The sequence below is a fragment of the Nonomuraea sp. NPDC049378 genome (assembly GCF_055586745.1).
Genome location: NZ_JBVJHP010000004.1, coordinates 128709 through 147970, shown reverse-complemented (window position 1 = coordinate 147970; position 19262 = coordinate 128709). Strand labels below are relative to the sequence as shown.

Genomic DNA, 19262 nt, shown 5'->3' with positions numbered 1-19262 from the left:
TCCATCCGCTATTTACGGTCCAGACCGTAACTGCGCGAGAGTCGTGCTGTCAACGCCGGGACGGCTCCCTACGCGCTCTCCCTCGCCGAGACGAGCACGTCGAGGACGGCCCTGGTCTGCTCCCACGGCACCGGGCTGGGCGCGCCTCCCACCATGGCGAGGAACGCGTCGATGGTGCCTTCGTAGCCGAGGCCCCTCATCGGGTCGTCGCCGCCCTCGATGAGCACGGTCTCGGTGGAGTCGCGTCCGTGCAGCGTGATCGCGTAGGACTCCGTCTCGGAGACGCCGAGCACCTCGACCGTGCCGAGCACGCCGCCGCCCCACCGCAGGGCCATCACCCCGGTGTCCTCCGAACGCAGCGCACCGTAATGCCGCGTGGACCGGGCGGCCCCGGCCAGCCGCACGTCCGGGCCCAGCAGGGCCACCAGCAGCTCCACCCCGTGAATCCCCATGGTCACCATCGTGCCGCCGCCCTCGCCCGGCGTGTCCTGCCAGGCGTTGTAGCCGGACGCCCAGAGGCCCACGTCATGGCGCACGGTGGCACGCACGGCGAGCAGCTCGTCCGGGACGGCCCGCAGCCCCGCGAAGGCGGGCGCGAACCGCAGCACCGACGTCGACATCACCCGCTCGTGGATCGGCAGCCGGTCGAGCGCGTCGAGCTGGCCCCTGGTCGCGGCGGCCGGCTTGTTCACGAAACACGCCGCGCCCGTCTCCAGCACCCGGGCCAGCGCCGCGGGCACCTGCGGGTTGGGCACGGTCAGCACCACGCCGTCGGGCTCGTGTCCCAGCGCCCCGGCCAGGCTCTCCGCCACCTTCGCGGCCGGATGCTCGTCGGTGAAACGCCGCAACCGCTCGGGATCGGGCTCCCACACCACCAGCTCGGCATGCCGGGTCAGGGTGCGGGCGTCGGTGTACGGGTGGCTGGTGGCGAGCCCGGCGAGAGCAATACGCACGATCGTCCCCTTTTCCACGGATTACTGATGGAAATGGAGACCATCATGGCAGCTGCGGCACGGGGACCAGGACGGCGCCGGAGAGGGCGCCCAGCCTGCCGGCGGCGGTCGCTCCGCATCTGGCGGGAAAAAGACCGGGCGTGTAGGCGTACAGCGACGACCACATGCCAAAGAAGCAGAACTGCGTCGCCGGGCCGGTGATGATCCGTTCGATGTCGCCGGCCGCCTGGCCGTAGAAGAACGCGGTGAGCGCGGAGGGCACGGAGGAGCCCGACAGTGGTGCCCCGGCCGGGCGTTGGTTCTGATCAGCCAGGATGCGGCGGGCGGTGTCAAGCTGCCGGTCTTTGGCTGCCTGTAGCGTGCGGAACTGTGCAGGGTGCGCGCGAATGGCGGCATCCTGAAGGCGCTTCTCCGCGGCGGACCAGACGGAGATCATGTCGCTCTTCGCCTTGCATCGCACGTCGGCCTGTGCCGCGCGACGCTCTTCCTGGGTCGGCTCGCCATGGTCCCACCGCTGGTCGCCGGCGGCGGCCAGCGGATCGGGGTAATGCAGGCCATCGTCGCGCATGCAGGCGCTCCACACCTGGAAGGCCCGGACGACCTGGGAGTCGCGCTTGGACTGCGCGAAGGTATCGAAAATCAGCTTGTTGAACAACTTCGCGTCGACGGGCGGAACTCCTTGCTGGATACGGTCGCGGGCATGTTTGAGACAGCCGTCCGCCTTACCGTACGCGGCCTGCCGTTCCGTGGCTGAGAGGTGTTCCATGCGGAGCTTATGCACCGCGCTGCGCCGCGCCATCGAAGGGAGTGCCGGGGCGGGGTGATAGCCGAACAGGCGGGCTACCTCGGGTTCGATAACGCCGTAACGGCGGCGGTTGGCCGGTCCTATCTCATCCTCCACAGCTGGAGGTAGCACCTGCCACTTCATGCCACGGGCCCGCATACAGTCATGGATGAAAAGGTCCTCGGCGCTTTTGAGCAGCGACATGTCCTTCGGGGAGAAGTCATAGCGGTCGAATGGCACTGACAGCCTGCGGGCCTCCGGCCCGATCGGAACCGGTGCAGAGAGGGCCTTTGGCTCTGCCGGCGACGAGCAAGCCGTCATACCAGATAGCAGGACCGCACTCACAACCCGCAAACGCACACCCACGCTGCTTCTCCGGTGACCCATGATGTTGGCCGTCGATGCCATCCGGCATTTGACGTAAGGAGGTATTGCCAGGCAACTTCACAATCGAGCGGTGCGGCGCGGCAGTCCTCAGCACGGTGGCCAGGAGCTCGACGGCCGACACGAGTTGCCGGCCGTCGAACTATTAGCGAGTATTAAACAGAGATCGCTGATCCGAACCTCGCAAAATTGATCGCAGGTCGCAGGCTTGCGGAGATCCAGATCGCGGGTTTCTAAAGACCAGGTAGGCTTATTGAGGTCCCCCTATCGAGGTGACCCTGTCGTTCCAGCCGTTGTTACTCAGGGTAGAGTCTTCCGAACCGCTTAGCGCCACGTAGCCCTTAGTTCCGGTGCAATTTCTACCGTCGAAGAACCATACGTTTTCTATGGATGCGTTCTTCATTGAGCTTACTTCGTTGTTGATTGCTCCCAGATTGCGACACCAAGAATAAACGTCTTCTTGATTGGCTTGCATGTCTACACGATACCCTTCGAAGTTTGTGTGCTCGAAAAGGCAGATATCACCGGGTTTACAGTAGATGATGGCGGCCTGGGCAGTGGCGCTGCTTCCCAGTAGGCCGGCCGCGGCGAGCGCGACGCTGGCCGCGCACCTTGCGATTCGCTTCATGGAGTCCCCTTCTTTGGCTCGGCTCCGACCGGGAGCGCGAGTGATGAACACGAGACCGTATAGTCCGGTCGGGCCAACCCGCGGTACTCCGCGCACGAGGCGGGATGAGGAAGACCACCGGAACCTGATCTTGCGTTGGCCCCAGCAGGCTGGCATGCGCCGCATCACGGCGAATCAGTCATTTGACCGGTGTGCCAGCAAGAAGGCTCGGGATAGGCGTACTGAAGCGGGACTCGCTCACGTTGCCGCCGGCGGACACGCCTGCCCGCTGCGCTTCCACTGCATCGGCTGCGGCCTCTCCCGCATCGACGTGTCCTACGTGCCCGACCTGGGATCGAGTTGAAGATGTCGCGCAGGTCGGTGAGATGGGTACTCCGGTGGGGCGGCGGTCGAGCCGGGCCTGCCTCCACGCGGTGAGTCGGGTTCGATTCGTCACACGAAACAGACATGAGGCGAGCTCGCCCGGCTCCGCATAAGCGCAGATACTCACACGAAGCGTGCACATTACCCAACGATTGGCGGCGTCGGGCCGCTGGCTGTGCAGCCGGCCCGGCTCTTCGGTGCGGGGCGAGTCATCGCCACCGTGTCAACCGCCGGCAAGCGGGCCCTCGCGCCGGCCACGGCTCGGCGTCGACCCCGGCCCGATCCGCCGAGTGATCACCGGTGGCCCGATGGACGGCCCCTGCTTCCAGGCGAGATCGGCGTCGATCCCGGAGGGCGACTTCACGACCGGCTTCGCCGTCAGCAACGCGGCGAAGGACACCCGGCTGATCACGCAGGCGGGAGAGAAGAGGCGGCCGGCGTGCGGCTCGACGTGGTGGCGGCGGCGGGCGAGCGGCTGCGCCGCGCCGAGGCCCAGGGGCACGGTGACGAGGCATGTCGGCCACCTACGTCGCCAGCTTCGACACGCCCTGACCGAACCAGCGCTGACCGAACCAGCGCTGACCGAACCAGCGCTGACCGAACCCGTGGCTCGCCACTCTTCCCGGGTCGGGGGGGGACCTGTCAGGGCTCTCCGACCGGGCCTTCGCCGGGCGAGCCGCCGTCGGCCGGGCCATCGCCGGGGGCGCCCCTGTCGGGCGGGCCGCCGGGCGGGCCGCCGGGTGGGCCGCCGGGTGGGCCGCCGGGCGGGCCGCCGGGCGGGCCGTCATGGGACCGGCCGCTCTCAGGCGGGCCGCCGTGCGACGGGCCGCTGTCAGGCGCGCCGTCATGGGGCGGGCCGCTGTCGGGAGGGCCGCTGTCGAGAGGGCCGCTGAGCTCGTCGACGTCCGCGAAGGGCCGGCCGGCGAGTTTCGCGTACCCCGGCCCGCGGTCGAAGAACCGTCCGGCCGGAGGCCGCAGCCGGGCCCTCAGCTCGGCGGTGCCCTGCTCGTCGATACGATCGCCGTCGAGCACCACGCCGTAGTCGCCCAGCGCGCCGGCGATCGACACCTTCCCGTCGCGCACGTCCGCGGCCACCGCCCGGGGGTCGCGATCGTAGGGTGAGCCCCATCCGCCGCCCCCGGTGGTGCGGATCCTGATCAGCTCTCCCGCCTGCACCGGGTGGTCGTCGACCAGTCCCTCCATCTCCTTGCCCGCGATCTCCACGCGGAACGGCCGCCCGGCCAGGCCGCCGTTGACGCCCCAGCAGGACAGGATCGAGCGGTCGGCGATGGACATGTACGACGCGTCCCTGAGCATCCTGATGTGCTTGTCGTAGCCGAGACCGCCCCTGAACATGCCCGGCCCGCCCGAGTCGCAGGCCAGCGCCAGGCGCTCCACCCGGAACGGCCAGCGGGCCTCGGCGAACTCCACGGGGATGTTGCGCGAGTCGGGCACCACGTGGATGGTGTCCTCGCCGTCGGCGTACCAGCGCCCGCCGGAGCCGCCGCCCAGCACCTCCCGCATCAGGTACGGCTCGCCGTCGGCGCCGGTGCCGTGGACGCCGGTGTAGCGGATGGTCTCCTGGTCGGCCGGCATGCGCCCGCCCGTGGCCTTGGCGAGCACGCCCGCCAGCACGCCGAGCAGCCGCAGGATGACGAACGTGCGGGCGTTGGTGGGAGCGGGGAAGACCGGGGTGAGCAGGCTGCCCTTCTCCGGGAAGATCATGTTGATGAGGGGGACGACGCCCTCGTTGACGTCGAGCTCGGCCATGCGCTCCGGCGTGTCGGCCAGGTTGCGCAGCACCGGGGCCAGCCACTTCTTCATGAACACGCCGTCGGCGTAGTCGCCCGCGTGGTTGATCGGCCCCTTGGCCTGCGGCGACGTGCCGGTGAAGTCGATGGTCAGCGGCGCCTGGCCGCCCGCGTGTCCGAGGGCGGAGTGGTCGACGGTGAGGGTGATGCGCTGGGCGTGCAGGCGCGGCTCGTCCACGCCGTCGTGCTCGGCGTAGTCCTCCCACACGTACGTGCCCTCGGGGATCTTGGCGAGCAGTTCCCTGCGGAACGTCTCGGTGGTCTTGCCGATGATCGCGTCGAAGCTCTCCTCGACGGCCTGCCTGCCGTACCGGTCGAACAGCTCCGCCAGCCGCCGCGCCCCCATGAGGCAGGCCGAGCACTCGGCGTCGAGGTCGCCGGCGAGGGAGTCGGGCATGCGGGAGTTGCGGGTCATGATGCGCAGCGCGGCCTCGTTGGGCACGCCCTCGTCCCACAGCTTGATGGGCGGCACCATCAGGCCCTCTTCGTAGACCGACCGGGCGTGCGAGGGCATGGACCCGGGCACGGATCCGCCGATGTCGTCGTGGTGGCCGAACGCCTGCACGAACGCCACCACCTCCCCCTCGTGGAACACCGGCACGGTGACGCACAGGTCGGGCAGGTGGCCGATGCCGCCTTCCGAGAGGTAGACGTCGTTGTGGAAGTAGACGTCGCCGGGCTTCATCGTCTCGACGGGGAAGTCGCGCACGACCGGCTGCACCAGCGCGCTGTAGGAGCGGCCGGTCAGCTTGCGCATGCGCACGTCGTGGATGCCGGCGCGGAAGTCGTGGGCGTCGCGGATCATCGGCGAGCGGGCCGTGCGCGCGATGGCCGTCTCGACCTCCTTCTCGACGGACGCGAGGGTCCCCTCGACGATCTCCACCAGAATGGGGTCAGCCGTGTTCATCGGTCGTTCACCGTTCCTCGTCCACTGCGGATATCTCCACGTTGCCGAAGTCGTCCACCGTCGCGGTGAAGCCCGGGTGGATGGGGATCGTGGAGCCGTACTCCTCGATCACCGCCGGGCCCGTGACCGTGGCGCCGGGGCCGAGCGCGGAGCGCTGGTGGATGGGGGTGTCGCGGGTCTCGTCGAAGTGCACGGGACGCACCGAGGTGGCGCCCTCGCCCGCCTTGTCCAGGCGGGGGATGACCGGACGGCTGATGGGGCCGATGCCGGACACGCGCAGGTTGACCCATTCGACGCCGTGGCGGGGGTCGTCGCGGTAGGCGTAGCCGTACAGCTTCTCGTGGGCGGCGTGGAAACGGTCGACGACCTCGGCCTGCCAGGCCTCGTCGATCTCGCCCGCGGGAGCGGCCACCCGCACCTCGTACGCCTGCCCGTAGTAGCGCAGGTCGGCGCTGCGCACGTAGACCGGGTCGTCGAAGCCCTCGCGGTCCAGCGCCTCGCCCGCCTGATGTTCCAGGTCGTGGAAGATCTCGACCGCCTTGCCGAGTTCGAGGTCGCGGGTGACGTACGTACGGACGTAGTCGTTCTTGACGTCGACCGTGAGCAGCCCGAACGCCGACACGTTGCCGGGGTCGCGCGGGACGACCACGGACGGCAGGCCGAGGATGTCGATCAGCCGGCAGGCCAGCAGCGGCCCTGACCCGCCGAACGTCACCAGCGGGAAGTCCCGGACGTCCAGCCCGCGCTTGACGGTGAGCTGCCGGATCGCGTTGCTCTGGTTGAACGCGCTGATCTCCAGGATGCCCGTCGCCGTGCGCTCGGGGGTCAGGCCGAGCTTGCCGGCCAGCGCCTGGATGCCCGCGCGGGCGGCGCCGGCGTCCAGCGGGATCTCCCCGCCCAGCAGGTGCGGCGGGATGCGTCCGAGGAACACGTGCGCGTCGGTGACCGTCACCTCCGTGCCGCCCTTGCCGTAGCAGAGCGGGCCCGGGTCGGCGCCGGCGGACTTCGGCCCGACCTTGAGCGTGCCCTCGGGCGAGATCCACGCGATCGAGCCGCCGCCCGCCCCGACGGTGACGATGTCGATCATCGGGATCTTGCACGGGTAGCGGCCGACGGACCCCTCCGTGGTGATGGACGGCTCACCGTCGACCACCACGGCCACGTCGGTGGAGGTGCCGCCGCCGTCCAGCGTGATCACCGACCGGCGGCCCGCCGTGGACGCGATGAGCGCCGCGCCGAGCGCGCCCGCCGCGGGCCCCGACAGCACCGTGGTGATCGGCTGGTTGACGACCTCGCGGGCCGACAGGATGCCGCCGTTCGACTTCATCACGGAGAACGGCGTGCCGAGCCGGTTGGACAGGCCGGCGATGTAGCCGCGCATCGCCGGTTTGACGGCGGCGTCCACGAGGGTGGTCACCGAGCGCTCGTACTCGCGGTATTCGCGCAGCACGTCGCTCGACAAGGAGATCACCGCCTCCGGGTGCTCGCGCCACAGCACCTCGCGCATGCGCCGCTCGTGCTCGGGGTTGGCGTACGCGTGCAGGAAGCACACCCCGATCGCGGTGATGCCCCTGGCCTTGAACCAGCGGGCCACCTCGACGGCCTGCTCCTCGGAGAACGGCCACACCTCCTCGCCCAGGTGGTCGAGCCGCCCGCCGACGGTCCTGACCTGGTGCACGGGCACGATCCTCGGCGGCTTGACCCAGAAGTAGGAGTTGCCGTAGCCGTCGGGCACGCTCTGCCTGGCGATCTCCAGGATGAACTCGAAGCCCTCGGTCGTGATGAACCCGAGGTCGGCGATGCGGTCTTCGAGCAGCTGGTTCGTCGCCACCGTGGTGCCGTGCACGATCGAGCCGATGTCGAGCTCACCCAGCTTCTCGATGCCCGAGACGAACCCGTCCGCCGGGTTCGCGGGGGTCGAGGGGGTCTTGGTGGTGAGGATCTCACCGGTCTGCTCGTCCACCGCCACGACGTCGGTGAAGGTGCCTCCGGTGTCCACTCCGATACGGACGCTACGCATGGCTCCTCTAGCTTCGGCGACGGCCGAGAACTTCGTCGATGACCCGGGGCGCGTTGTCTGTGCCGACGTACGCGGCCAGCCTCACCACCATCTCCTGGGAGCGGGAGAGCTCTGCCTCCACCCTGGCCTTGCCGGACTGACCGGCCTGCACCCCAAAATACGCTCCGATGATGGTGCCGATCACACCGGCCACGCCCGCGAACAGCACGGCGAACTCCCGGGTGGCGAACACGGCGGCGCCGAAGGCGACCAGGACGGCGACGATCCCGGTGACGACGACGAGGAATCCGTAGCGCCATCGGGTCGCCTCGGCCTGGGCGGCCGTGATGTCGTCCTGAGACATCATCGCGTCGAGTGCCGGAGGGCTGGACGGCCCGCTGGACGGCCCTCCGGAAGGCCCCCCGGACGGCCCCCCGGACGGCGGGGTCGAGGGCGGGTTGGACGGCGAATTATCGGTGACCACACTTCCTCCTGTAACTCCAGGGGAGAAATGTCCCATGAGGTCATGGAACAAGCCAAGCCACTAAGCTGGCGGCCTGTGACTGAAGTGTCTGCCTTGTCTGCGGTGCCGTCTGGTGTCAGGGATGCCGTGCTGAAGTTCTACTTCGGCCCCATGGACTGCGGGAAGTCCACGCTCGCCCTCCAGATGAACTACAACCACGGCCGGCAAGGGCGGCGCGGCCTGGTGCTGACCAAGCACGACCGCTCCGGCGGCCCCAAGGTCACCAGCCGGATAGGGCTCGGTCTCGAGGCGATCGAGGTGGAGGACGATCTCGACCTCGTCCGGCTGGTGACCGCGCACGACAGGATCGACTACCTGATCTGCGACGAGGCCTGCTTCTACACGGTCGGGCAGATCGAGCAGCTCGCCGACCTGGTGGACGAGCACGGCGTCGACGTGTACGCGTTCGGGCTGGCCTCCGACTTCCGTTCGGTGATGTTCCCTGCCGCCCAGCGGCTGTTCGAGCTGGCCGACGAGGTGTGCCGGCTGCAGGTCGAGGTGCTGTGCTGGTGCGGCCGGCCCGGGCAGCTGAACGCCAGGGTCGTGGGCGGGGCGATGGCGCGTACGGGCGAGCAGGTCGTGATCGGCGACACCGACGCCGCACGCGTGCGCTACCAGGTGCTCTGCCGCAGGCACCACCGCTCCGGCCGGCTCGGCGAGGGCTCGGCGGACGCCGGTCACGAGCCCGCGCACGAGCCCGTTCAGACGGCGCAGTAGCCGTCGTCGTCGCAACCGTCGGCGGGGGCGGCGAGCTGGGTGATCGGCGCCTGCCCCGTGCGCTCGGCCACCTCGTCGATCGCGGCCGCGAGGGTCTCCTCCGGCTGCGCGCCCGACACCGCGAACTTGCCTTCGAACAGGAACAGCGGCACCCCCGTGATCCCGAGCTCGCGTGCCCTGGCGAGCTGCCCGCGCACCTCCTCGGCGCCCTTCCCGTCGTCGTGCACCCCGGCCTCGGCCGCCAGCTCGCCGAGAACGCCGGCGTCGCCGACGTTCCTGCCCTCGGTGAAGTACGCGCGGAACAGCCGCTCGGCCATCTCCGTGCCGAACCCCTGCCGCGTGGCCACCTCGATCAGCCGGTGCGCCTCGAACGTGTTGGCGGCGACGGCCTTGTCGTAGTCGAGCCGCAGGCCGTCGCCGGCGGCGGTGGTGACGACGCGCTCGGTCATCTGGCGGGCGTTCGCCCCGAACTTCCGCTCGAGCGCGGGAAGGGCGGGCTCGCCCTGCGCGGAGGCGCCGGGGTCGAGCTGGAACGGGCGCATCGTCACCTCGAGGGTGCCGCCCCTGGCCCGGAACCGCTCAGCCGCCCGAGCGAACCTGACATGCCCGATGTAACACCAGGGGCATACGACATCGGAGAAAATCTCGACCTTCATGTACCGATGCAACCTTCCGCCCCGCGCGCTGATTCCTCCCGCGCCGCCCCCGCCCGGGGCGGATCAGCCCGCGGCGAGCTCCTCCAGCCGGTACGGCAGGTAGGCCGAGTCGTCCACCAGCGCCGACGCGCCGCGCCACCACCCGAACCACTCGCCGCTGCGCCACATCCAGTCGACCCGCTCGATGGCGGCCACGACGTCCCCCACGGTCTCCCACCGCTCGCCCAGCTGCTCGCGGGTGGCTCCGTGGCGCACGGCCCAGTCGCGGAGCACGCCCGAGGCCGCCGCGGGGACCTCGCGCGCGTAGGGGTCGGGGCGTTCCCCCGGCAGCCGGTGCGGCCCGAGCCCGGCCGCCACGCCCCAGCTCCACTGCGCCTCGGCGGGCCGCGAGTAACGCAGCGACTGGAAGTCCAGATTGGATCCGAGGTCGTCGTCGGTCCGGCGCGTGACGACCGCGTCGAGCCGCCCGCCGGCGTCGAAGTGGACCACGAGCCGCTGCCCCGGCCTGACCCCCGGCGGCAGGCGGAAACGGTCTTCCGCCTGCCAGGAGTTGAGATCGACCTGGGCGACCGGCCGGCCCCACAGCTGGTCGGCGGCGTCGTCGGCGATCCAGGCCGCCAGCATCTCCAGCGCGGTCAGATCGGTCCACGGCTCGATCGCGACGGCCGTGCGCACCACCTCGTCGGGAGGGGGCAGCTTGCCGCCCCTGGGCCGCGTCCACCACTCCGCGCCCAGCTCGCGGGTGCCGACCAGCAGTGCGGCGATGGCGGCCAGCTCGGCGGAGCGTCTCGTGAGCGAGGCCCCGAGCGCCAGCTCCAGCGTGCGATCGGTCCGCTCGTCGCCGAGCACGGGGCGTACGCCGTCGATGAGGGTCGGGGCCGTCGGGCGCTCCTCGCCGAGCAGGTTGCGTACGACTCGTCTGGCCTCGGTCCTCGCGTCTTCAGCGTGTGCCTGCCGCATACAGCCACGCTACGCCGGGAGATCCTTTTCCGCGAGAGCCCCGGCCACGCCGCCACGCCCCTCACCACCTGTTTCCGCCCGCCGTCAGGGGTCTCGGCGCCGGGAGCCGCGGCCGAGCAGCCAGCCCACCACGACACCTCCGACCGCCACGCCCGCGCCCATGCCGAACGACGCCAGCATCACCCATGGCCGCGTCTCCGCGCGCGCCTTGGCGGGCCGCTGGTGAACGGCCCCGGCCGGCCGGGCGCCACCCACGGCCGCGGCGGCTCCGGACGCGGTGACGCCCTGCCCACCCGGACCGCCGGAAGCCGGGCCGGCGGGAGCCTCCGCGGCCAGGCCGCCGGGGGCCGGGCCGGAGAGAGCCAGGTCTCCGGAGGCCGGAGCCGCCGCACCTGAGATGGTGGCGGGCGTTTCCGCCGGTGCGAGCAGGTGCTCCTCGACGGCCGAGAAGAACTCGCCCGCCGTCCGCCTGGCCACCGAGCCGAGCATGCGCTGCCCGACTCCGCCGATCATCCCGCCGATCACGGCGTCGGCGTCGTAGTCGACGCGGGTGCCGCCGTCGATCTCGGTCAGCCGTACCACGACGGTGGCGTCGACCGTCCCCGGCGCGCCCTGCCCGCGGGCCCTGAGCGTGAAGCACTCGGGCGCGAGCGGGTCGGTCAGCGCCACCTCCCCCTGGTAGACCCCCTTGATGGAGGCGACACCCGCGTTGACCGTCATCCGGTACGTGTCGTGTCCCGACTCCTCCAGGCGTTCGCACCCCGGGATGGTGCGCACCAGCACCGCCGGATCCTGGAGCGCCGTCCACACCTGATCTCTCTGAACGCCGATCACGGCGCTGCCACCCACCTTCATGGAGCAACTTTAGGCGGCCGCGTGCTGGCCGATAAGGGCAACACCTGCCAGACGGGGAGAGGGACTGTGACCAAGGTCGCACCCCATTGCTCTACAGCTTGTAGTACTACTGCAAGTAGATGTACTACAGCCTGTAGAGCTCACGGGAGTCGACGCAGACGATGGACGCACTTGACCTCGCACGGTGGCAATTCGGGGTGACCACCGTGTACCACTTCCTGTTCGTGCCGCTGACCATCGGTCTGGGCGTCTTCGTGGCGGGCCTGCAGACGGCCTGGCACCGCACGGGCAAGGAGCACTACCTGCGGCTCACGAAGTTCTTCGGCAAGCTCTTCCTCATCAACTTCGCCATGGGCGTGGTCACCGGCATCGTGCAGGAGTTCCAGTTCGGGATGAACTGGAGTGAATACTCCACGTTCGTCGGCGACGTCTTCGGGGCGCCCCTGGCGATGGAGGCGCTGCTGGCCTTCTTCATGGAGTCGACGTTCCTGGGATTGTGGATCTTCGGCTGGGACCGGCTGCCGAAGAGGGCGCACCTGGCGTGCATCTGGGCGGCCGCCATCGGCTCCAACCTGTCGGCCTACTTCATCCTGGCCGCCAACGCCTGGATGAAGCACCCCGTCGGCTACGAGGTCGTCGGCGGCAAGGCCAGGATGACCGACCTGTGGGCGGTGCTGACCAACCCCACGGCGCTGGCCCAGGTGCCCCACGTGATCGGGGCGGCGTTCGTCGTGGCGGGCGGCTTCGTGCTGGCCGTGAGCGGATACTGGCTGCTGAGGACGCGCGCCGGCATGTGGCGCGGCGCCGCCAGGGGCGCGCTCATCATGACGGCGATCGCGGGGGCCGTCGTGGCGGGCACGGGCGACACGTCCGCCAGGCTGATGCACGAGCAGCAGCCCATGAAGCTGGCCTCCGCCGAAGGGCTGGAGCGCGACACCGCCGGCGCGGCGTTCAGCGTCGCCCCGGGCATCGAGATCCCCGCCGTCCTGAGCTTCCTGGCCACCCACGACGCGGGCGCCACCGTCCAGGGCACCGAGGACCTGCAGCGGCGCTTCGAGCAGGAGTTCGGCCCCGGGGACTACCGGCCGGACCAGGCGGTCGTGTTCTGGTCGTTCCGGGTGATGATCGTGTTCGGGATGGCCACGGTGGGCCTGTCGGTGCTCGGCCTCTGGCTGACCCGCGGAAGGCGTGACATGCCGAGATGGCTGGCGCGGGCGTTCCTGCTGGCCCTGCCGCTGCCGCTGGCCGCGGTCACCGCCGGATGGCTGCTCAGCGAGATCGGCCGCCAGCCGTGGACGGTCGCGGGCGAGCTGCTGACGGCCGCCAGCGTGTCGCCCGGCGTGAGCCTGGCCGAGGTGGCCACCTCGCTGACCGTCTTCACGCTGCTGTACGGCGCGCTCGCCGTCGCCGAGGTCGTGCTCCTCGTCCGGCACGTCCGCGGGGGCGCCGAGGAGGAGCGGCGGCCCGCGGCCGCGACCGAGCAGCTCGAACCGTCGCTGATGTACTGAGGGAGCGGACAGTGATCGATCTGTGGTTCGTCATCATCGCCTTCCTGTGGACCGGCTACTTCGTGCTGGAGGGCTTCGACTTCGGCGTCGGGATGCTGGCGCCGCTCGTGAGCGGGAACGCCGAGGAGCGGCGCCAGAGCCTGCGGACCATCGGCCCGGTGTGGGACGGCAACGAGGTGTGGCTGATCACCGCGGTCGGCGCCATGTTCGCCGCGTTCCCCGCCTGGTACGCGGGCATGTTCAGCTCCTTCTACCTGCCGGTCGCGCTCGTCCTGGTCGGGCTGATCGTGCGCGGGGTCGGCCTGGAGTGGCGCGGCAAGGTCGCCTCCCCGCGCTGGTGCGACGCGGGCATCGTGGCGGGCAGCGCGCTCCCGGCGTTCCTCTGGGGCGCGATCTTCGCCGGCCTGCTGTTCGGCCGCCCGCTCGCCGCGCTGCTCGGCGGCGCGTTCACGCTGGCGGTGTGCGTCCTGCACGGCGCCGTCTTCCTGGCGCTGAAGACCACCGGCCCGGTACGCCGCCGCGCCCGGGTCGCGGCGATGGCCGCCAGCGCCGTGGCCGTCCCCGTGGCCGTGTTCGCCCTGTCGGGCCTGGGCACGCCGCCCGCGCTGGCCGCCATGGCGGCGCTGGCCGCGGCCACGGCGCTGATCTGGCGCCGCAGGGAGGGCTGGGCGTTCGCGGCCACGGCGGGCGCCATCATGCTGACCACGCTGGCCGTCTTCGTGGAGCTGCACGCGCGGCCGCTGCCCGGGCTGACGCTGGCCGAGGCCGCCTCCGGCCCCTACACGCTGACGATGCTGAGCTGGATCGGGCTGCTCACGCTGCCGTTCGTGCTGGTCTACCAGGGGTGGACGTACTGGGTGTTCAGGAAGCGGGTCCGGGTGGGCGCGGCGTAGCCGCGTCCCCGGCCGTGTGGTCAGACGGCGCTCCGCCGAGGTAGAGGCGGCCGAGCCGCGGGTCGGCCGCCAGCTCGCGCGCCGGGCCGGAGATGTGCACCTGGCCGAGGTCGAGCACGCAGCCGACGTCGGCCGTCTCCAGCGCCCTGCGCGCGTTCTGCTCCACCAGCAGCACCGCCACACCGGCCCCGCGCATGAGGTCGATCTGGTCGAACACGACCTGCGTGTTGCGCGGGTCGAGCCCCATCGACGGCTCGTCGAGCAGCACCACGGCCGGCTCCAGCATGAGGGCGCGGGCGAACTCGACCTGTTTCTGCTGGCCGCCCGACAGCAGCCCGGCCACGCTCCCCCACCGCTCGGCCACGACGGGGAACAACTCCTTGACCGCCTCGATCCTCGCGTTCAGCACGGCCTGGTCGCGGACGGTGTAGCCGCCGAGCCGCACGTTCTCCGCCACCGTCATCTCCCGGAACACGCTGTGCCCCTGCGGCACGTGGGCCAGCCCGCGGCCGAGCAGCCGCTGCGGCGACAGGCCCGCCACGTCCTCCCCCGCCAGCAGCACCCGGCCCGACCTGGGTGCGAGCAGGCCGCTGGCGACCTTGAGCACGGTGGACTTGCCCGCGCCGTTGGGGCCGACGAGGCAGACGACCTCGCCGGAGCGCACGGTGACGGACAGGCCGCGCAGCACCGGCGCCGCCCTGCCGTACCCGGCCACGACGTTCTCCAGCGACAGCAGGACCTCAGACACCGAGATACGCCTCCAGCACGCGAGGGTCGTCCCTGATCGCCGAGGGAGGCCCGGCGGCGATGGGCGCGCCGCGGTCGAAGACGATCACGTGGTCGCACATGCCCATCACCATGTCCATGTTGTGCTCCACGACGAGGAAGGTGCGCCCCTCGGCGTTCAGCTCGCGTACGAGGGTGACGATGCGGTCGATCAGCGCCGGGTTGACGCCGCCGGCGGGCTCGTCGAGCAGCACCAGGTCCGGCTCGGCCATGAGCACGGCGGCGAGTTCGAGCAGCTTCTGCTGGCCGTAGGACAGGTCACGGGCCTCGGCGTGCTCCAGGTGCTCGATGCCCATGCGGTGCAGCCAGCGGCGTGCGCGCTCGGCCTCGCCCTTGTCGTGCAGGCCGGCCAGCAGCTCCCGCAGGCGGGTACGGCGGACGGCGACCAGCATGTTCTCCAGCACGGTCAGGCGCGGGAAGACCCGGCAGAGCTGGAAGGTGCGGCCGATGCCCGCGTGCGCGATCCGGTGCGGCGCGTGGCGGGTGATGTCGCGCTCGCGATAGAGCACCCGCCCCGAGTCGGGCCTGATCATGCCGGTGATCAGGTTGAAGAACGTGGTCTTGCCCGAGCCGTTGGGCCCGATGAGGCCGTTGACCTGCCCTTCGCGCAGCTCGACGGTGGCGCCGTGCACCGCGGGCACGCCGCCGAACGCCTTCGTGAGGCCTTCCGTGCGCAGCGAGGTCATCGGGCCGCCCCCTCCAGCCGCTGCCCGGCGCTCTCCTCCGGGATGGACGGCCCCGGGCCTGTCCTGGTGAGCCTCGACAGGATGCCCTCCGGCATGAACAGCACGACCAGGACGAGCAGCACACCCGTCGCGGCCAGGTGGACCTGCGTCTCGCCGAGCGCGATCAGGAAGTACTCGCCGGCGGGCGCCACGATGAGCGCGCCGAGCAGCGGGCCGAACACGTGCCGGACCCCGCCGAGCAGGCTCATGAGCACCATGTACGAGCCGATCAGGATGGAGAACATGAAGATCGGGTCGAGGCTGCCGAACCACAGCGCGTACAGGCCGCCGGCCAGCGCCACGAACAGGGCCGACAGGGCGAAGGCCGCCACCTTGTACGCCGCCGTCGGCACGCCGAGCGACTCGGCCTTGTCCTCGTCCTCCCTGATCGCCCGCAGGCCGGCGCCGAAGCGGGAGCGGGAGACGTACCACCAGGACAGCAGCGCGAGCCCGAGCAGCACGAGGAACAGGTAGAAGAAGACCATGTGCGTCTGTCCCCGGTGCAGGCCGGGGAACGGCGAGGGCACCTGCAGGCCGGTGGAGCCGCCGGTCAGCGAGCGCCAGCCCTGCACGACGAGGTTCATCATCGACACGAGCGCGATCGACACGATCACGAACGACGCGCCCCGCACCCGTACGGCCGCGACGCCGACGCCCACGGCGAACACGGTGACCAGCAGCGCCGAGACCGGCAGGGCCAGCGCCCACGGCACGTCCAGCCGGGTCACGAGCAGCCCGGTGCCGTACGCGCCGAGCCCGAAGAAGGCCGAGTGGCCGAGCGAGACGTAGCCGGTGAAACCGCCCAGGAGGTTCCAGGAGGTGGCCATGGCGGCGTACATGACGGTCAGCGCGCCCGCGTACACGAGGTAGTAGTTGGGCACCAGCCAGGGGTAGGCGATCGCCAGGGCGGCGACCAGCAGCGGGAGGCCTCTAGAAGCGGTGCGCAAGGCGGCCTCCGAAGAACCCCTGCGGGCGGGCGAGCAGGGTCAGGAAGAGGAAGACGTAGAACATCATCGTCGCCCAGGTGGCGTCCACGGTGACGAGCACGATGCCCTCGACGACGCCGAGCAGGACGGCCGCCAGCGCCGCGCCGGCCACGCTGCCGAGCCCGCCGACCACGATGATCGCCATCAGCTTGCCGATCCACACCCAGTGGGAGGCGGGGAAGAACGGCGTGATCAGGGCCAGCACGGTGCCGCCGACGGCCGCCGTGGCCAGGCCGAGGCCGAAGCCGTAGCCGGCGACCCGCTCGGTCGGGATCCCGACCAGCCTGGCCGCCTCCCGGTGCTGGATGGTGGCCCGCAGCGCCTGCCCGAACCTGCTCCTGACCAGCACGGCGAAGAGCACGCCGAGGGTGAGCGCGGCGACCGCGAAGGCGATGATCTTGTCGTACGGGAGGTGCACGCCGCCGATGGTCAGCGACCTGGTCGCGTACTCCATGCTGACCGACTTGTAGGAGCCCGTGTAGAACGTCCCGAGCAGCCCCTCGATCGTCAGCGCGAGCCCGAACGTCAGCAGCACCGACATCATCGCCACGTTCTCCGGCGCCAGCCGCGCGACGAGCAGCCGCTGCACCGCCACGCCCAGCAGGAAGAAGACCGGCACGGTGACCGGCAACGCCAGGAACGGGTCCACCCCGAGCGCCGTGTGCACCGTGTACGTCAGGTAGGCGGCCAGGAACAGGAACGCCGGGTGGGCCACCATGACCACCCGCATCACGCCGAAGTACAGCGACAGGCCGGAGGCGAGCAGCGCGTAGAGCCCGCCCGTCAGCACGCCCAGGGCCAGCCCTTGCAGGAGCAGGCTCACCATTCCTGCTTCGGGTAGACGAGGTCGGCGGTCTTCGCCTGCTCGGGAAGCACGATCTCGATCTTGCCGTTCACGTACTGCTGGATCATGTGCGCCTGCTCGGGCCGGCCCTTGTCGTCGAAGGACAGCGGGCCCACGACGGTGTCGAACGTGCCCTGCCTGATGTGCTCGGTCAGCTTGTCCTGGCACTCCTTGCTCGGGTCGGCGCACCGGGCCGCGTTCACGGCGGCCTCGATGATCTGGCCGACCGTGTAGCCGTTGGCCGCGTCCTCGTTGGCCGCGCCGCCGAACATCTCCTTGTACCGCCTGACCATCTCCTCGTTGCCGGTGAACGTCGAGGCGGCCGACCACCCGACGGGCGAGACGATGTGCTCGGCCGCCCCCTTCACCGCGGCGGGGAACTCGGCCAGCGTCGGCCCCGTCGAGAACGCCGCCAGCTTGGGCTGCACCTTCAGCTCCTGCAGCGCGCGCACCAGGCCCACGGAGTCCTCGAACTGCGTGCCCCCGACGACCAGATCCGGCTTCGCCGCGGCGATCTTGGCGGCGATGGGCGAGAAGTCGGTGGTCTCCGGCGGGTAGACCTCGTCCACGACCGTCCTGATCCCGGCCGCGGCCAGCCTGTCGCGCAGCCCGTACGCGGTGCCCTGGGCGAACGGGTCGTCCAGGCTCGCGTACGCCGCCGTCCTGGGCCGCTGGTCGGCCGGCAGCTTGATGAGGTAGTCGGCCAGGTAGTCGTAGTGGTCGTCGGCGATCGCGGGGGCCGCGTAGAAGAGCCGCTCGAAGCCCTGCTCGAAGACCTCCTTCGCGGCCCCGGCCGGCTCCACGAACACCATGCCGTACGACTCGGCGACCTTCGCCGCGGGGATCACCAGCCGCGAGGAGAACGGCCCGAACACCAGGTCCACCTTGTCCTGCGTGATGAGGGACTCGTAGTCGGAGCTGACCCTGTTGGGGTCGGAGGCGTCGTCGCGGAAGATCAGCTCGACCTTCCTGCCCAGCAGGCCGCCCTTGGCGTTCACCCGGTCCGCCCAGACCTGGTAACCCTCCTGGATGCCCTTGCCCGGCTCGGAGAAGTCGCCGGTGAGCGGGAGCGAGATGCCGATCTTGACCGGCCCCTGCCGTTGACCGGGTGACGGGGCGGCGCCGGGTTCGTCGGTCTTCGCACAGGCGGTCAGCGCCAGACCGCACATCGAGATGATCACTAGGCCGCTGGAAAGTCTTGCCATCGAGGAGACTCCCGTCAGGAGAGGCGCCGCGAAAGCGCTTTCGTAAGCGCTTTCGGTCACGATCACACGGGATCCAGCTCCGGACAAGGGGGTCGTCCGCATGCCAGAGCGACCTTACGCGCGTCGACGTGGCCAGGGCCGCGGGGGTGTCGCCGGCGACGGCCTCCCACGCCACGACGGGCAGTTCTGGAGTGAGCGCCAAGCCCGCCACCCACGTCCAGGCGGTCACCTCGCGGATCGGCTACCAGAAGCGTCGGCAGTGCTCCGGCTTTTAGACCGGAGGTGAAGCCGGCCAGTCCGCGCAGCTGGGCAAGAACAGCCGGTTCTGCTGCTCGATGTAATGGCGCAGGACGCTGATCGGAGCACCGCCCACCGATCCGGCGAAGGAGGAGCCGGACCAGAGCTTGTTCGCCTGGTAATAGTGGGCGGCGAGTTCGGGGAATTGCTGGCGCATCCGCCCGGAGGAGACCCCTTTGAGGGAGTTGACCAGTTTCGAGAGGGCGATCTTGGGTGGGAATTTCACGAGCAGGTGGACGTGGTTGTTCTCACCGTTGAACTCGGCCAGATCAGTGTCGAAGTCGGTGCAGACCGATCTCATGATCTCTTCCAGGGGAATCAGATGAGCGCCGGTGAACCGGAATTTCGTCACGAGAAGCAAATGAGCGTGCAGGGCGCAAACACAGTGGAGGCCCGTTCTGATATCGCTGAAAGGAAGGGCCGGGGCGCGGGCCTTGACCGGCGGGCAGGCGTCCACGAGGTCGGCGACCCCTGTTCC

Annotated in this window: 20 protein-coding genes; 4 read left to right on the top strand and 16 right to left on the bottom strand. The window is 70.4% G+C overall.

Going from position 1 to position 19262, the window contains the following annotated elements; genetic code table 11:
- Positions 1 to 68 precede the first annotated feature (68 nt).
- From ACZ6SA_RS10685 to ACZ6SA_RS10655, 7 genes are all read right to left on the bottom strand, one after another.
- A complete protein-coding gene (locus ACZ6SA_RS10685) occupies positions 69 to 953 on the bottom strand; it encodes a Gfo/Idh/MocA family protein (protein WP_465827543.1) in 885 nt (294 codons plus the stop codon).
- A gap of 43 nt (positions 954 to 996) precedes the next feature.
- Positions 997 to 1977, bottom strand: a complete 981-nt coding sequence (locus ACZ6SA_RS10680; RefSeq protein ID WP_465827542.1) for a hypothetical protein — start codon at positions 1975 to 1977, stop codon at positions 997 to 999.
- Positions 1978 to 2371: 394 nt separating this feature from the next.
- On the bottom strand, positions 2372 to 2749 hold the full coding sequence (locus ACZ6SA_RS10675; protein WP_347644285.1) for a peptidase inhibitor family I36 protein: 378 nt from the start codon (positions 2747 to 2749) through the stop codon (positions 2372 to 2374).
- Positions 2750 to 3335: 586 nt separating this feature from the next.
- Complete coding sequence (locus ACZ6SA_RS10670) at positions 3336 to 3614, bottom strand: hypothetical protein (RefSeq protein ID WP_465827540.1); 279 nt, start codon at positions 3612 to 3614, stop codon at positions 3336 to 3338.
- A gap of 140 nt (positions 3615 to 3754) precedes the next feature.
- Complete coding sequence (locus ACZ6SA_RS10665; protein WP_465827539.1) at positions 3755 to 5830, bottom strand: hydantoinase B/oxoprolinase family protein; 2076 nt, start codon at positions 5828 to 5830, stop codon at positions 3755 to 3757.
- Positions 5831 to 5837: 7 nt separating this feature from the next.
- Positions 5838 to 7850, bottom strand: coding sequence for a hydantoinase/oxoprolinase family protein (locus ACZ6SA_RS10660; protein WP_347644288.1), 2013 nt, complete (start codon positions 7848 to 7850; stop codon positions 5838 to 5840).
- Positions 7851 to 7857: 7 nt separating this feature from the next.
- Entirely contained in the window at positions 7858 to 8196 is a 339-nt protein-coding gene (locus ACZ6SA_RS10655) for a hypothetical protein (protein ID WP_465827537.1), read from the bottom strand.
- A 243-nt stretch (positions 8197 to 8439) separates the two neighbouring features.
- On the opposite strand from ACZ6SA_RS10655, the gene ACZ6SA_RS10650 reads away from it, so the two are divergent.
- Complete coding sequence (locus ACZ6SA_RS10650; protein WP_347644290.1) at positions 8440 to 9069, top strand: thymidine kinase; 630 nt, start codon at positions 8440 to 8442, stop codon at positions 9067 to 9069.
- Here ACZ6SA_RS10650 and ACZ6SA_RS10645 read toward each other — a convergent pair.
- From ACZ6SA_RS10645 to ACZ6SA_RS10635, 3 genes are all read right to left on the bottom strand, one after another.
- On the bottom strand, positions 9054 to 9725 hold the full coding sequence (locus ACZ6SA_RS10645; RefSeq protein ID WP_465827535.1) for a DsbA family oxidoreductase: 672 nt from the start codon (positions 9723 to 9725) through the stop codon (positions 9054 to 9056). The genes ACZ6SA_RS10650 and ACZ6SA_RS10645 overlap by 16 nt on opposite strands.
- A gap of 63 nt (positions 9726 to 9788) precedes the next feature.
- Positions 9789 to 10685, bottom strand: coding sequence for a hypothetical protein (locus tag ACZ6SA_RS10640; protein WP_465827534.1), 897 nt, complete (start codon positions 10683 to 10685; stop codon positions 9789 to 9791).
- Positions 10686 to 10769: 84 nt separating this feature from the next.
- A complete protein-coding gene (locus ACZ6SA_RS10635) occupies positions 10770 to 11540 on the bottom strand; it encodes an SRPBCC family protein (RefSeq protein WP_465827533.1) in 771 nt (256 codons plus the stop codon).
- A gap of 161 nt (positions 11541 to 11701) precedes the next feature.
- On the opposite strand from ACZ6SA_RS10635, the gene ACZ6SA_RS10630 reads away from it, so the two are divergent.
- Together ACZ6SA_RS10630 and cydB are read left to right on the top strand one after the other, a co-directional pair.
- Positions 11702 to 13048 (top strand): cytochrome ubiquinol oxidase subunit I, encoded by a 1347-nt coding sequence (locus tag ACZ6SA_RS10630; RefSeq protein ID WP_347644294.1) that lies wholly within the window; start codon positions 11702 to 11704, stop codon positions 13046 to 13048.
- A gap of 11 nt (positions 13049 to 13059) precedes the next feature.
- The gene (cydB, locus tag ACZ6SA_RS10625; protein WP_347644295.1) at positions 13060 to 13941 is read left to right on the top strand and encodes a cytochrome d ubiquinol oxidase subunit II; all 882 of its coding nucleotides are present in this window, start codon (positions 13060 to 13062) and stop codon (positions 13939 to 13941) included.
- On the opposite strand, the gene ACZ6SA_RS10620 is transcribed toward cydB, so the two are convergent.
- Genes ACZ6SA_RS10620 through ACZ6SA_RS10600 form a run of 5 tightly spaced genes read right to left on the bottom strand, consistent with a single transcriptional unit; the run spans position 13910 to position 18487 of the window.
- Positions 13910 to 14689, bottom strand: a complete 780-nt coding sequence (locus ACZ6SA_RS10620) for an ABC transporter ATP-binding protein (RefSeq protein WP_347644296.1) — start codon at positions 14687 to 14689, stop codon at positions 13910 to 13912. The genes cydB and ACZ6SA_RS10620 overlap by 32 nt on opposite strands.
- Positions 14682 to 15413 carry an ABC transporter ATP-binding protein gene (locus tag ACZ6SA_RS10615; protein ID WP_347644297.1) on the bottom strand — a complete coding sequence of 244 codons (732 nt, stop codon included), beginning with the start codon at positions 15411 to 15413 and terminating at the stop codon, positions 14682 to 14684. The genes ACZ6SA_RS10620 and ACZ6SA_RS10615 overlap by 8 nt, the downstream gene beginning before the upstream one ends.
- Positions 15410 to 16399 (bottom strand): branched-chain amino acid ABC transporter permease, encoded by a 990-nt coding sequence (locus ACZ6SA_RS10610; protein ID WP_347644298.1) that lies wholly within the window; start codon positions 16397 to 16399, stop codon positions 15410 to 15412. Before ACZ6SA_RS10610 ends, ACZ6SA_RS10615 begins: the two co-directional genes overlap by 4 nt.
- A complete protein-coding gene (locus ACZ6SA_RS10605) occupies positions 16383 to 17261 on the bottom strand; it encodes a branched-chain amino acid ABC transporter permease (RefSeq protein WP_465827531.1) in 879 nt (292 codons plus the stop codon). The genes ACZ6SA_RS10610 and ACZ6SA_RS10605 overlap by 17 nt, the downstream gene beginning before the upstream one ends.
- The gene (locus ACZ6SA_RS10600; RefSeq protein ID WP_465827530.1) at positions 17258 to 18487 is read right to left on the bottom strand and encodes an amino acid ABC transporter substrate-binding protein; all 1230 of its coding nucleotides are present in this window, start codon (positions 18485 to 18487) and stop codon (positions 17258 to 17260) included. The genes ACZ6SA_RS10605 and ACZ6SA_RS10600 overlap by 4 nt, the downstream gene beginning before the upstream one ends.
- Positions 18488 to 18615: 128 nt before the next feature.
- On the opposite strand from ACZ6SA_RS10600, the gene ACZ6SA_RS10595 reads away from it, so the two are divergent.
- Positions 18616 to 18762, top strand: a complete 147-nt coding sequence (locus tag ACZ6SA_RS10595) for a LacI family DNA-binding transcriptional regulator (RefSeq protein WP_465827528.1) — start codon at positions 18616 to 18618, stop codon at positions 18760 to 18762.
- On the opposite strand, the gene tnpA is transcribed toward ACZ6SA_RS10595, so the two are convergent.
- Positions 18759 to 19241, bottom strand: coding sequence for an IS200/IS605 family transposase (gene tnpA / locus ACZ6SA_RS10590; RefSeq protein ID WP_465827527.1), 483 nt, complete (start codon positions 19239 to 19241; stop codon positions 18759 to 18761). The genes ACZ6SA_RS10595 and tnpA overlap by 4 nt on opposite strands.
- Positions 19242 to 19262: the final 21 nt, after the last annotated feature.

What these genes read in the sequence shown, in the direction of transcription:
- ACZ6SA_RS10615 (WP_347644297.1), bottom strand. Translation starts at nt 15,413, where the DNA reads ATGACCTCGCTGCGCACGGAAGGCCTCACGAAGGCGTTCGGCGGCGTG.
- ACZ6SA_RS10630 (WP_347644294.1), top strand. Translation starts at nt 11,702, where the DNA reads ATGGACGCACTTGACCTCGCACGGTGGCAATTCGGGGTGACCACCGTG.
- ACZ6SA_RS10660 (WP_347644288.1), bottom strand. Translation starts at nt 7,850, where the DNA reads ATGCGTAGCGTCCGTATCGGAGTGGACACCGGAGGCACCTTCACCGAC.
- ACZ6SA_RS10675 (WP_347644285.1), bottom strand. Translation starts at nt 2,749, where the DNA reads ATGAAGCGAATCGCAAGGTGCGCGGCCAGCGTCGCGCTCGCCGCGGCC.
- ACZ6SA_RS10600 (WP_465827530.1), bottom strand. Translation starts at nt 18,487, where the DNA reads ATGGCAAGACTTTCCAGCGGCCTAGTGATCATCTCGATGTGCGGTCTG.
- ACZ6SA_RS10645 (WP_465827535.1), bottom strand. Translation starts at nt 9,725, where the DNA reads ATGAAGGTCGAGATTTTCTCCGATGTCGTATGCCCCTGGTGTTACATC.
- ACZ6SA_RS10665 (WP_465827539.1), bottom strand. Translation starts at nt 5,830, where the DNA reads ATGAACACGGCTGACCCCATTCTGGTGGAGATCGTCGAGGGGACCCTC.
- ACZ6SA_RS10640 (WP_465827534.1), bottom strand. Translation starts at nt 10,685, where the DNA reads ATGCGGCAGGCACACGCTGAAGACGCGAGGACCGAGGCCAGACGAGTC.
- ACZ6SA_RS10655 (WP_465827537.1), bottom strand. Translation starts at nt 8,196, where the DNA reads ATGATGTCTCAGGACGACATCACGGCCGCCCAGGCCGAGGCGACCCGA.
- ACZ6SA_RS10635 (WP_465827533.1), bottom strand. Translation starts at nt 11,540, where the DNA reads ATGAAGGTGGGTGGCAGCGCCGTGATCGGCGTTCAGAGAGATCAGGTG.